General features: G+C 50.9%; 13 protein-coding genes. 4 read left to right on the forward strand and 9 right to left on the reverse strand.

The annotated features are described in order from the left end of the window. Positions 1–79: 79 nt before the first annotated feature. From dapA to Pla110_RS07450, 3 genes are all read left to right on the forward strand, one after another. On the forward strand, positions 80–967 hold the full coding sequence (gene dapA / locus Pla110_RS07440; RefSeq protein WP_144994738.1) for a 4-hydroxy-tetrahydrodipicolinate synthase: 888 nt from the start codon (positions 80–82) through the stop codon (positions 965–967). 317 nt (positions 968–1,284) lie between these two features. Further along, a complete protein-coding gene (locus Pla110_RS07445; RefSeq protein ID WP_144994740.1) occupies positions 1,285–2,628 on the forward strand; it encodes an ATPase, T2SS/T4P/T4SS family in 1,344 nt (447 codons plus the stop codon). A gap of 399 nt (positions 2,629–3,027) precedes the next feature. Further along, positions 3,028–3,270 (forward strand): hypothetical protein, encoded by a 243-nt coding sequence (locus Pla110_RS07450; protein ID WP_144994743.1) that lies wholly within the window; start codon positions 3,028–3,030, stop codon positions 3,268–3,270. Between the two features lie 103 nt (positions 3,271–3,373). Here the strand turns inward: Pla110_RS07450 and Pla110_RS07455 are convergent, their stop codons facing one another. Continuing rightward, positions 3,374–5,737 (reverse strand): DNA translocase FtsK, encoded by a 2,364-nt coding sequence (locus Pla110_RS07455; RefSeq protein ID WP_144999627.1) that lies wholly within the window; start codon positions 5,735–5,737, stop codon positions 3,374–3,376. Between the two features lie 236 nt (positions 5,738–5,973). Between Pla110_RS07455 and Pla110_RS22590 the strand changes: the two genes are divergently transcribed. Then, complete coding sequence (locus Pla110_RS22590; protein WP_197440568.1) at positions 5,974–6,141, forward strand: hypothetical protein; 168 nt, start codon at positions 5,974–5,976, stop codon at positions 6,139–6,141. A 151-nt stretch (positions 6,142–6,292) separates the two neighbouring features. Here Pla110_RS22590 and Pla110_RS07460 read toward each other — a convergent pair whose 3' ends face one another. The 8 genes from Pla110_RS07460 to pheA form a co-directional block, all read right to left on the reverse strand. Continuing rightward, positions 6,293–6,934, reverse strand: a complete 642-nt coding sequence (locus Pla110_RS07460; RefSeq protein WP_144994745.1) for a phosphopantothenoylcysteine decarboxylase domain-containing protein — start codon at positions 6,932–6,934, stop codon at positions 6,293–6,295. A 63-nt stretch (positions 6,935–6,997) separates the two neighbouring features. Then, complete coding sequence (locus Pla110_RS07465) at positions 6,998–7,555, reverse strand: flavoprotein (protein ID WP_144994747.1); 558 nt, start codon at positions 7,553–7,555, stop codon at positions 6,998–7,000. An 87-nt stretch (positions 7,556–7,642) separates the two neighbouring features. Beyond that, the gene (locus Pla110_RS07470; RefSeq protein WP_144994749.1) at positions 7,643–7,918 is read right to left on the reverse strand and encodes a DNA-directed RNA polymerase subunit omega; all 276 of its coding nucleotides are present in this window, start codon (positions 7,916–7,918) and stop codon (positions 7,643–7,645) included. 7 nt (positions 7,919–7,925) lie between these two features. Continuing rightward, on the reverse strand, positions 7,926–8,567 hold the full coding sequence (gmk, locus tag Pla110_RS07475) for a guanylate kinase (protein ID WP_315851446.1): 642 nt from the start codon (positions 8,565–8,567) through the stop codon (positions 7,926–7,928). After that, positions 8,564–9,442, reverse strand: coding sequence for a YicC/YloC family endoribonuclease (locus tag Pla110_RS07480; RefSeq protein ID WP_261342447.1), 879 nt, complete (start codon positions 9,440–9,442; stop codon positions 8,564–8,566). The genes gmk and Pla110_RS07480 overlap by 4 nt, the downstream gene beginning before the upstream one ends. 312 nt (positions 9,443–9,754) lie before the next feature. Then, positions 9,755–10,153 (reverse strand): preprotein translocase subunit SecG, encoded by a 399-nt coding sequence (gene secG, locus Pla110_RS07485; protein WP_144994756.1) that lies wholly within the window; start codon positions 10,151–10,153, stop codon positions 9,755–9,757. Between the two features lie 178 nt (positions 10,154–10,331). Continuing rightward, positions 10,332–11,102, reverse strand: coding sequence for a triose-phosphate isomerase (gene tpiA, locus Pla110_RS07490; RefSeq protein ID WP_144994758.1), 771 nt, complete (start codon positions 11,100–11,102; stop codon positions 10,332–10,334). A 373-nt stretch (positions 11,103–11,475) separates the two neighbouring features. Then, positions 11,476–12,642 carry a prephenate dehydratase gene (gene pheA, locus Pla110_RS07495; protein ID WP_144994760.1) on the reverse strand — a complete coding sequence of 389 codons (1,167 nt, stop codon included), beginning with the start codon at positions 12,640–12,642 and terminating at the stop codon, positions 11,476–11,478. Positions 12,643–12,806: the final 164 nt, after the last annotated feature.

Genomic DNA, 12,806 nt, shown 5'->3' on the forward strand with positions numbered 1-12,806 from the left:
ATAAGTCTGAAGAATAAACGAGTATTCACCACTATCCAGTTCAGCTTTTTAGATATATAGAATGAGGAGTTTCCCTGTTATGGCAGGCAAGGGAGATCAATTTTCCGGTTTGACAGTCGCTCTGGTAACCCCCTTCAAAGATGGGGAAATCGACGAGCAGGCACTCAGGGATCTGGTCGACTATCAGGTCGAACAAGGTGCCGATTGTGTCAGCCCTGTAGGTACCACCGGTGAGAGCCCGACGCTCTCCCACGGAGAGCATGAGCAAGTCATTGCGATTGTTTGCGAACAGGCGGCAGGACGCGTGAAGGTCGTTGCCGGAACGGGCTCGAACAGCACTCGCGAAGCGATTCGCCTGACGAAGTTTGCAAAGTCTGTAGGCGCCGATGGCTCCCTGCAGGTCGCTCCATATTACAACAAACCGACCCAGGAAGGTTTCTACCAGCACTTCAAAGCCATTGCTGAAGAAGTGGACATTCCGATCATTCTGTACAATATCCCCGGACGCTCCGCGAAAAATATTGAACCAGAAACAATCATTCGTCTTGCTGAAATTCCTAACATTGTCGCGATCAAAGAATCGACCGGCAGTATGGATCAGGCATCGCATATTCTCGCTGGTTGTGACCTGACTCTCCTTTCGGGAGACGACAGTCTTACTTTGCCCCTTCTTTCATTGGGTGGCAGCGGTGTGGTCTCTGTTGTCGGTAATATTGTGCCTCAAGATGTCAAAGCACTGTTGAACGCCTTTGCGGCCGGAAATCTGGAAGAAGCCAGAAAGCGGCATTACAAACTGTTTCCACTTTGCCGAGACATGCTCAGCTTGGCGACCAATCCGATCCCCGTGAAAACAGCGATGAAATTGCTGGGACGCGATTTGGGTGAAGTTCGCCTTCCGATGACACCGTTGACGGAAGAGCAGACCGCTTCCTTAAGCAAAACCCTGACTACCTACGGCCTGTTATAAGCCTGCTCTTGATGCCGGCTTCGCTGTCGCTACTGGGAAGTGCATGTCAGGAAATGATTGCGAGCGCACGATACGCGTTTTTGTCGTGAAAACTCCCCACCTTCTCAAGTGGCGTTCCTCTTTCTTACTGGATTTTCCTCATTCGCTGAGGAAAAATAGAAGAACGCACTTCAGTTCCAAAATTTAAAGAGTCGCCGAATCGTCCTGAGCGCCAGACTTGGGGCTTCTCTGCTCGTTCGATTTTTTGCACACAGGCAAAAGGTCCGGAATGTTGTTGGCGACGAGTTTCTAAAAAATTTCTCACTTGGAGTTTGCGCGTGATTTTCCGCCGGAAGAAAAAGGTAGATGACGACCACGAAGACGATGATCTTCTGGACGATGAATTCGATGAGGAAGAAGAGGAACTGGAGACCGTCCTGTTTCAGGGAGCCACCGAAGGACGGGAAGTCGATTTGTCGGCTAATACCGGGCTGGTTCGCGCCGCGCTGATGCCGGTGAAAGAACTCATCTCGGATGCAATCGACCGCCGCTCAGAACGATTGGTAATCGAACCCCGCAAAGGAGGCTCGATTGTGCGTCTCGATATCGATGGCGTCGGTTTCGCCGGGGATCGATACCCTGGAAAACAGGCGTTAGGCGTCACGCAGATGATAAAGGTCCTTGCTGGCCTCGACTCCAAAGTTCGCAGTAAAAAACAGTCAGGCGGTATTAAAGCGCAGTTCATGGGAGTCCCCTATCGACTTTCCGTGGAATCGGTCCCAACCCAACTGGGGGCGGAACGAGTCATCGTTAAAATCCGGAATATGAAGGATCGGCTCGAGAGTACTGCTCAGCTCGGCTTCACCGACGAAATGCGCGAACAGATTCGCAAAATGACCAGCGACAATAACGGAATCTTCCTAGTCTGTGGGCCACCTGGTTCCGGTGTCACCAGGACATTGCATGGTTCGATTCTGTGTGTCGACCTGTACCTGAAGACGATTTTCAATCTACAGAAAGGTCTCAACTTAGAAGACGTTCCTGGATTGAGTAAATACGATTACCAGGATGAACTGGGCTTCGAAGAAAACATCGTTCGGGCACATCGTAAGGAAGCAGACGGCGCCATCGTTGACGCGGTTGATACTCCCGAAAAGGCGATGAATTACATCAAAAGCTGCCACAAAATGACCTTCTTCACCGAGCTATCCGCTCCGACAGCCGCTCACGGCCTTAAGAAGATGGTCGAACTCGTGGGAGACCCTAAACTGGTCGCCGAAAATGTGAAAGGGATTCTATGCCCCAAGCTGATTCGGAAGCTGCGGGATGACATCAAGGAAGCATACCGACCCAATCCCAAACTCGTACATCAACTGGGACTTCCTCCTGAAACCAACATTCTCTACCGTCCACCGACTGCTCCTGTGAACGAGGACGACGACGACGATGAAGAGGACGAACCCCTATATGAAGGTCTTCCCTACGAAGGCCGCACAGCGATTTACGAACTCATCGAAATGACGGACGAAATCAAAAGTCTGTTGATCTCCGGGGCAGATGCCAAACAGATCAGTCAGAAGGCAAAATCACTCGGAATGCTTAATCACCAACAGGGGGCGATGAATCTCGTTGCCCGTGGTGTGACATCACTCGAGGAGGTCCGTCGGGTTTTCAAAAGCTAAAACCAGGCGAGACAACGGCCTGATCCAGATCAGACAAACGCAGGGCAGAGGGGAATGTACTCCTTCGCCCTGCGTTTTTTTATTTCACTGAATGTTAAAATAGGGGTTATAAGTGAGGTTTTTCGTCTAGTAAACAGCTGAGGTTTGTAACGTTTCCATGTATTCTTCCGATTTTGCTGAAGCGAAGAGTTATACCGACCGATATAGCTAATATCCCATTTCCAGAAGCTTTGATTTCCCAAGGCGCAGATCCAGCGCCGCCTAATGGTCGTTCACCTGGAAACGGAATGTAAAAAATAGTTTCAAATCTGCAGACGACAGCTCTGCAGCCTGTGATTTGAAAAGGGTCACGGCAGGTTTAAAACGAATACCACTCATTGAATAAGTCGGGAAACTGAAATGAAGAACACAATGTGCAAATTGTCTGGATTAACTGCAGGTTTGATGGTTTGTACATTGGCCCTTTGCAGTACCGGTTGTCAGTCATGGATTGGCGGGCAGACTTTGCCGTCTCCTCACTATCTCACGGACGACATACAGTATTTTCCCAAAGGACCTGAGTTCCGTTTGACCAACACTGTGCGTCAACACGAAGAGTATCGCTTGCAGCAGGAAGCAATCGAAGCGGGTTTGACTGAGTAAATTTGTCTGAGTAACTCAGCGAAACCGAAATCGACCAATACAAAAAAAACGGCTGCAGAATAATATCTGCAGCCGTTTTTTATTGTCGTGAGCAAATGTCACATCAGGCAAATTCTTCCTGAGGAACTGATCCGCCGTTCTTGAGCGCCTCCCAGTCTTCCCATGAATAGAGAACTTCTCTCGCTTGGGAACCGTTGTAGTCACCTACAATACCATCTTCTGCCATATAGTCGATGAGTCGTGCACCACGACCATAACCGATGCCCAAGGCACGCTGCAGTAGCGAAACCGAACCTCGGCCTTCCCGGACAACAACTTCAATCGCTTGCTCATACAGGTCATCTCGTTTTCGCATTTCGTTGAGGTTTCCGGAACCCCCGCCCGATGCTCCCACGCGTGCCAGTTCTTCGCTGTACTGAGGGGCGTAATCGGAATAGAAGTCAATGATCGAATTCACTTCCTCGTCACTGACGAACGTTCCTTGAGCACGCACGATGTTACTCGTTCCCGGTGTCAGGTAAAGCATATCGCCGTTCCCCAATAGTCGCTCGGCACCCATCTCGTCGAGCACGACGCGAGAGTCAGTTCGGCTGGCCACCTGGAAAGAAATTCGAGCGGGCAAGTTCGATTTAATCAGACCCGTAATAACGTCGACCGTCGGTTTCTGCGTAGCAAGAACCAGGTGAATCCCGACTGCCCTCGACTTCTGAGCCAGACGGATAATATGGGCTTCGACCTCTTTACCCGATGTCATCATCATGTCCGCCATTTCGTCCGCAATGATGACGATATACGGCATCGTTTCCGGAATGGCTTCGGCTTCCTCAGAGTCAGGATCGAGTCCCATCTTTTCGAGAATCTTTTCTTTACCAAGTTTGTTGTACGAATCCAGATGTCGCACACCAACTCGGGCCAGCCAGTCGTAACGTTCTTCCATCTTATCGACCGCCCACGAGAGGACTGCTTCCGCTTTCTTCATGTCCGTGATCACGGGATGCATCAAGTGCGGTACCCGTTTATAAGGACTCAGCTCGACCATCTTTGGGTCAATCATCAACATCTTGACCTGTTCGGGAGAACGGGTCATCAGCATGGAAAGAATCAGAGTGTTCAAACAGACCGATTTACCTGTTCCCGTACGCCCGGCGATCAACAGGTGAGGCATCTTGGTCAGGTCGACTGCCAATGGGTGTCCAGTCACGTCTTTACCCAGGTAAACCGGAATGCGAAGCTGAGCAGTTTCTTCCGGCATCGATTCGATCAACTCTTTCAGTCGAACCATGACCTGTTTTTCATTCGGAACTTCGACTCCAACCGTATTCTTTCCAGGAATAGGAGATACAACACGTACGGCCGGAACACGCAACGCGATGGCAATGTCATCTTCCAAAGCGGCGACTTTGGAAACACGAAGACCAGCTTCCAGTTCAAGTTCGAATTGAGTGACCACCGGACCGGTGTCAATTTCGGAGACTTTGACATTCAGTCCAAACTGCTGGAAGGTTTTCTCCAATGTCTGAGCAGCCAATTGTGCCTTTTCCGCCAGAAGGTCATAAGGGAAGTCTTCCGGGTCTTCAAGTAATGACAGATCGGGAAGTTCATAGTCTTCGACGTAGTCGTACTGGTCCTCTTCCACACGACTTTCTGCACCAGTCACTTTAGAAGCTCTGTTCATCATGGGAGGATTGACTTTAATCGGCGCCCGGACAACCGGTTCTTCGTACTCATCTTCCTCTGCAGCTAATTCCTCATCTTCTTCCTGCTCCTCTAATTCTTCATCTTCCTCGTCTTCAGCGTTCAGCTCTTCCTCGACGGCGTCGGCTGATTCACGAGTGACGACCTTCGGAGCTTTCTTTTCTTCCTTCACTTCAGCTACATCTGACGAACTCCGCTTCCGTCTCAATGCTCGGAAGGGAAGCAGCAGCACATACAGTGGAAGAAGGACCAATTTCAGTGGTTTACGGATAAAGGCCAGGTCATTGGCGAGCATCTCACCCGCGATGAGGCAGGTCACCAGCAGCACAATCACGCCGTAAGGTCGAAACTCGTTTTCAGCGAGCGCCTTTCCCCACGCTCCCAAGTAACCACCACTACCCACAACCGGCCCCGGAGTGTGTGCTGGCAGATAAAGGGCAAACCCGATGCAGACGGCTGCCAGAATCAGCATGCGCCCGAGCAGTCGCCCTAGTGCATCTTGATATTCTTCTCGCGAAAAGAGCCGAAAGTCAGTCGCAACCAGCATTAAGAGGACGTAAAAAGCCCCGTACCCGAAACCGTTCAGCAGGGAATGGGACAGATGCGCGCCGATCGGGCCCCCCCAGTTAGTTAGTTCAGCGGGGGGAGGGTACACGATTGTTGAAGGGGGATCCTGAGGTGAGTACGTGACGAGACTCAACCCGAGAAAGCAAATTGCGGCTAGCAATCCGAGCGCGAGGAAGTCGGTTCCGAGCCGCTTGAGATTGAACATCATCGGACAGGAATCCTTGTGAGGAATGATCTAGGGTGAACGTGAGAACCCGAAACTTCTTGTCTCTGGTTAACCACTCGATCAAGCGTCAGTCAGTGTCCGCAAATATACCTGTATTCAGCAGAAAACCTGTCTGCCGCAGTTTCCCGGTGCAGCAGACAGGTTTCTGAATATCAGGCCGTCCGGCAGTTCTCCATCAGTTTTAAAACCAACTCAAACAGAGACGACTGGCTGACATGACTTCCAATGGGTGGGAACAGTGCCGTTCACTCTCTGTCGGAAAGCGTACGCGTTTTTCCCCGAAGACCTTAACCATTCCGGAAGTCGTTGATCAGGAGCTCGCACAAGTCGATGACTTGATTGATTCCACTCAAACCTATCACGTCGCCGACGGAATGCTTTGAAAAGCCGTGCTTGGGTAATCAGTTTTTTTATCACGGAGCGGCTAAGATCGTATTACGGCAAAGCGGCAAACTGGGGTGAGTTTGCGGGCAATAGATAAGTGCCTCGTTTGCTCATTCGATCTTGAGAGAATTCATCAAAACCCGATGAATATTAGCCCAGATCGCGGCTCGAATCCGGAAGATTCGTTTCGAGCCATTGGATCAGCTGGTTTGATATATCCTGCTTGGCTCCCGCCCACTTCATAATCGGATGACCGGTGTCATCGATCAACTCGATCTGATTGTCGAGGCTGCCAATCGCAGTGGGATGATTTAAAACTATCCAGTTGCAGTTTTTCGCACGCAGTTTCTGCAGAGCGTTCTCTCGTGCGTTCTGCGACTCCAATGCAAATCCCACGACCCAGCGGGAACCTTTGGCTGCGCCCAGTTGAGCAAGCACGTCGTCGGTCTCGATCATATCGATACTGATGGGGCCACCTGTTTTTGCAAGCTTTCCTTCAACTCGCTCACGAGGTTTGTAGTCACTGACAGCCGCAGCAGCGATAACGCCATCACAGTCAGGAAAGTGGGCAACGCTCGCGTCTCGCATTTCGTCGGTGGTCTCCACCGAATGGAACTCGCACCCCTCCGGTGGTTTCAGATCGACCGGGCCGCTCACCAGCACGACTTGATGCCCCTGAGTGAGAGCCGCTTGAGCCAGCGCATAACCCATGCGTCCGCTACTGGCATTGGAGAGATAGCGGACATCATCAATATATTCGCGGGTGGGACCGGCAGTAATCAGGATACGCATAACGGATTAAGGGAGGTGTGTGCGATTGTGGATAGGGAGACGTTCGAAGTGGCCGGGTGCCGTTTATGATTTAGAAGAATTGAGAGGCAGCAGTTCCTGGATCCGCTGGAAAATCTCGGGCGGCTCGGCCATTCGACCCGGGCCGATTTGTCCGCAACTCAGCCATCCACTTTCAGGCCCCACCAGATGGATGCCATCCTCCTGCAGCTGCTTAAGGTTTCGCTGAACTGGGGCCTTATTCCACATTTCTGTGTTCATTGCCGGCGCGAGGAGCAGGGGACAGGTGATCGTTAACGCTAATGTTGACAGCAGATCATCAGCGAGCCCCTGAGAGACTCGTCCCATATAATTTGCCGTCGCCGGTGCAACCACCATCAATTGAGCCCGCCGCGCGAGCTCAATATGCTCCCCAAGGTGATGATCGTGAGCGGGAAATAAGTGCGTGTAGACATGCCGCCCGGAAAGAGCTTCAAAGGTGGCAGGACCCATGAACCGGGTAGCCGATTCCGTCATCACGACCGTAAGGGCGTACCCAGCCTGAACCAGCTTACTGGCAAGATCAGCCGTTTTGTACGCGGCTATTCCTCCTGTTATGCCCAGCAAAATTTCAGGTTTCGACATGCCCCACCTTTAATCGTGAGCGTGTAATTACCGTGGTAGACCAGAACGAGATTGCCAGATTGACAACCGTGGGTGTTCCGAGTCTTTCTACATATCTTCGTCGGTCGGACCGGCGTCATCCAGCATTTGCAGAACATCGGGAGTCTCGTCCGAGGCGATGGCGACGTTCCCCGCTTCGTCGAGGAAGATTTTTTCTTGCAAGATTTCCTGGACGACAACCTGCATGAGATTTTTGGTGGGCAGTTCAACCAGTGGGCGTGCACCTCGATTCAACGCGACGACGCGTTTCTGGATAAGGGCGGTTAGCTTAAAACGACCGCCTACCTTTTTAATCATATCGTCATTCTTAAATTCATCCAGCATTAGCCAGTTACTCCTGTGCCACAAGGATTTGAGTGATTTCGTCTAAAGCTCGTTCCAGATCGTCATTGATTACCCGGTGTCGGTATTGATCTGCAAACGAGAGTTCGCGTCGGGCCGTCGCCAGACGTCGTTGTATGGTTTCTTCGTTTTCGGTTCCCCGATTTCGAAGTCGTTGTTCGTAAACATCTTCTGAAGGAGTTTTAAGGAAGATTGTAAGCGAATGCGGATAGCGTTCCATGACTTTCATAGCTCCCTCGACGTCGATTTCGAGAAATGCCCACGCATTCTGTCGTGCTGCCCGATCCACTTCCGTCCTCAGAGTGCCATAAATATAGCCCGTCTGAAAGACTTCCGCGTGCTCCAGAAACTCTTCCTGCTCTAACTTTTGATCAAACGTGTCACGATCGAGGAAATAATAATCGGCTTTGTCGACTTCATGCTCGCGTGGAGGACGTGTAGTGGCAGAGATCGATTTGACCAGATGAACCGGTTGGCGATTCATCAATTCATTTACGATCGTTGTTTTGCCGCTACCACTGGGCCCGGACAAGATCAAGATTTTCGGTTCTTCTTGCAAAGATCCCTCCGACTCGGTCACCGACGTTATTTCCTTTATTGTTCTGGTAATGTCATGTAGTGAAACGACTATTCGGCGTTCTGCAAATTTTCGCGGACGCGTTCGACAGAGGCTTTCATCTCAACAACGGCGTGTGAGATCGTAATGTCGTTCGCCTTGGAGCCGATGGTATTCACTTCCCGGAACATTTCCTGGCTAAGGAATTCCAGCTTGCGCCCCATCGATTCTTCTTTGCTTAGAAACGATTCAAATTGATTTAAGTGGGATTTCAGACGAGATATTTCCTCGTTGATATCACAGCGGTCAGTGAAAATCCCGACTTCACGAATGATGTCCGACGCTTCAATCGTCACGCTCTGTTCAGAGAGGACTTCATCAAGACGCGATAACATCCGGCTGCGGTATTCCGAAACAACCAGTGGGGCTCTTTCTTCGACTGTTTCCAGTTCTCGCCGTACCACTTTGCAACTATTCCCCAAGTCCTGACGAATCGATTCTCCTTCCTTTTCACGGAAGGTTTGCAGTTTGGATAACGCCTGTCGCAAGCATTTCTCAATGACGTTCCATTCCTCAGTCGAAATTTCTTCCGCCTGTGGTTTTTCGCGAATGATTCCGGGCAATTGAAAGAATGACGAAAGGGCAGGGGATTCGTCTGGAACGCCGGGGAGGTCCGAAGCCAATTTTCGGTATTGATTCCAGTATTCCTGCAGCGCAGGCTCGTTGAATTCGTACCGGGATTCTTCCTGCATCTGCTGAACACTGATGGCAATTTGGACTGTGCCGCGTCGAATCACTTCCCGCACTACCCGCTCAATGTCCCCTTCGTATCGGGCGTATGAATCAGGTGATTTTAGCGAGAGCTTAAAGTATCGATTGTTGACCGCGCGAATCTCAACGGCAACATTCATCGAATGTTCCTGCACGCGAGCGTCGCCGAATCCGGTCATACTTAAGAGCACAGTTTGAGGCTCCGATAATTTAAGGTCGTTCGTCTGAAGGGTGTCAGGCACGCCAACAAGTCGTCAACCAGAGAAAGTGAGAGAGAAGGAACTGCCGTTGGTTTTCGTGATCCGTTCCGATTACCACTTTGTTATGGATCGAACTTCAATGAGCGGTAACGCCGCTACAGCTCTTGTCTAAAAAAACCGACCTAAGCGGGAAGACAGCGACTTAATTAGTTGCTGCCGTGCTGACTGGCGAGATCAAAACTATCCATCTGAAACCGGTGTGCTATTGAAACGAGGTCGAACTACTGGCAATTATTCATTCGATCCGGAATCTTCAGGAACAGTGATGTCGGTCTCGAAATCAATCTCTTCTTCAACAACACCTGAGCCTGCCTCTGCGGAACCTGCAGTGCCGTCTTCCAAACCATCGGGAGCGGATAAAGATGTTTCTGCACCCTTAAATTGGTCTCCCAGTTTATCCGATTGAGCACTGATAACCATTCCTGTGATGGCACTAAGCACAAACCAGATGGTAGCGACGACAATCGTGATTTTGGTGAAAACGTCGCCCGCTTTCGTACCAAAGGCACTCTGTCCGCCCGCTCCGCCGAAGGCTCCCGCCAGTCCGCCGCCACGACCCTTCTGGATCAGGACGATCAGCATCAGAAACAGTCCGACCAGAATCAAAAGAAGAACCAGAAACGTTGGCATGATGACTTTGTCCTTAAATTGTCTCGGCAAGCTTCCTGTGCCGATCAAGTATCAACAGTTTGTTTTGTACAGTTTTTGATTGAGGGAAGATTAGGTTGGATGATCTCTCATCCGAAAATATGTTGAAACCCTAACTCATTCACTCACCGAGAGGTTCGGCAGGATGCCGGTGTCGGAATTACCCTTGAGACAGTTTAACAGCAGCATCAATGATGCCGCCAAAAGAGTCGGCTTTCAGGCTCGCTCCACCGACGAGTGCTCCGTCTACATTCGGTTGCGACATTAGTTCTTCCGCATTGTCCGGTTTAACGCTGCCACCGTAGAGAATTCTTGTCGATTCCGCAACGTCGGCATTGTAGTTGGAAGTGAGCCATTTTCGCAAGAAATCATGGGCAGATTCCGCTTCTTCAGTAGAGGCGGTTACCCCAGTACCAATCGCCCAGACTGGCTCGTACGCAATGATCACGTTCTTCAGTGCTTCAGCGGAAACGCCTGACAGGCCACCTTCCATCTGGGTTTGCAGCACTTCGTTGGTTTTGTTGGCCTGACGCTCTTCGAGCAGTTCGCCGACACAAAGTATGACGCCCAGCCCTTTTTCGAGAGCGGCTACCGTCTTTTTATTGATATCGGCGTCGGTTTCGCCCATGACGTGGCGGCGTTCACTGTGGCCCAGGATTACCCAGTCGCAACCAATGTCCTGCAACATCCCAACGGAAGTCTCTCCCGTGAAGGCACCTTCAGTTTCGTGGTAGCAGTTCTGACCGCCGATTTTGATAGACGAGCCGGAGACCTTCTCTTTCACTGTGGTCAGGTAAGGGAAAGGGGGGCAGAGAATTACTTCAACGCTGCTTTCCTGCTGAACTTTCTTCGCCAGATCACTGGCCAAAGCACCCGCTGAATCGAGGGTCGTGTTCATTTTCCAGTTACCTGCCGCAACCAGTTTCCGCATCTGTCTGATCTTTCTTGTCTATGTCTCAGGTCGATTAAAACGCTGTTTGGAATGTGTCTGAGTCGCTTCTACGAACGTAAACTCTGTGATTGAAGACTTTACGGAGGTGAAGGCAGAAGATACGAGCGTACCCAAATGGCGTTCACATCTCATCTTCAGGAGCGACTTCTTGCAGTCAGGGCTGATGACCCCTTAACTCCTCTGGAGAAAACAGAATCGCAGCCAGAAATCAAGGTGCCCAGCAACGGGGTATCATCCCAACCCAAAACCTGTTTGGCAAGGCACTGGCAGCTCGAAGTTCGATGATGCAGCAGACTTCAGTAAAAACGGCACTCTGTGAAGAGCCCCGATTTTACCAGTCGTTGGTGAACACTTATTTCAAGGACTCGCAGCGGGGATAAGACCCCAGGATTTCAATGCGAATCGCTTTTTTCTCCAGATCGCCGATGGCGCGTTTAATTCGCGGTTCTTTGACATGGCCTTCGAAGTCGAGGAAGAACAAGTATCCCACTTCGCTCCCGCGCAGTGGGTATGACTCAATCCAGGTCAGATTGACTTTGTGCTTCTTAAAAGTGGAAAGAGCGTCTCCCAGCGAACCAGGTTCGTGGGGAATCTGCAGCAGCAGAGCGGTGCGGTCTCGACCGGTTGCTTCCGCGTCGTCGTGGCCGATAATGGCAAAACGAGTCACATTATTGGCGTTGTCCTCGATATTTTCGGCAACGAAATCGAGATTATACTCCAAGGCTGCCTGGTGGCTGGCCACGGCTGCTGCACCATGTTTGTCTCGAGCGAGCTGGGCAGCGGTGGATGTGCTGGTGACTTCGATCAAGCGGGCTTGCGGCATATTCTTTGCCAGCCATTCGCGACATTGAGAAAACGCCTGAGGTTTACTGTAAATCTCAGTGATTTCGCTTCTTGGGCATTTCGCCAGCAGGTTGTGGTGTATCCCGATCTGGACTTCGCCGCATATTCGCAGTGGAAGGCGAGTGAACATGTCGAGTGTGTCCACAACACGTCCATCGGTACTGTTCTCAATAGGAACAACGCCGTAATCCGCGTGTCCCCGGTTAACCGACTCGAAAACAGCCGCAATGGTGTTCACAGGGACGAGGTCCGTGTTTTCACCAAAACGCTCCATTGCAGCTAAGTGCGTAAAGCTATATGAAGGACCGAGATAGGAAACGCGAGGCATATGAACGCCACGTCGCGATTCACTCAGTAAGGTGCGGAAGATGTTTCGCAGCGCGATGTTTGAGATCGCACCATTGCTATTCAGTTTCTCCAGTTGTTCCCAAAGTGCGTCCTCGGACCGGAAATGCGCCTGGACAGTATTGCTGTCGGCGTCTTTTCCATGCACTTTTGTGAGCAGTGCGACCCGGGAACCCATGAGCTTGATCAACTCTTTGTCGATCTGCTTCAATTCGGTTTCCGGATTGGAAGGCGATTTGCGAGGAACGGCCTTCTTGACCTTCTTCTTCACCTCTTTGCGGCTCGTTGAAGGAGAACGTTTCTTCTTACCAGGCGACGACTTCTTGGCCATGGATGCGTTCCATAAGTTACTTAGCGAATTCAGGCTGTGTCAGCGGAAACCAGAGGGAACTGGTTTTGGCAGCATTCTGATTCCCTAAATCGTTTGTCACAATGTTTTATAGAATAAGATATCGCCGAATGAGATTTCCCGACAATGGCCATCAGTGCCTGTTG

It is taken from the genome of Polystyrenella longa (assembly GCF_007750395.1).
In the GTDB taxonomy this organism is placed as follows: Bacteria; Planctomycetota; Planctomycetia; order Planctomycetales; family Planctomycetaceae; genus Polystyrenella; species Polystyrenella longa.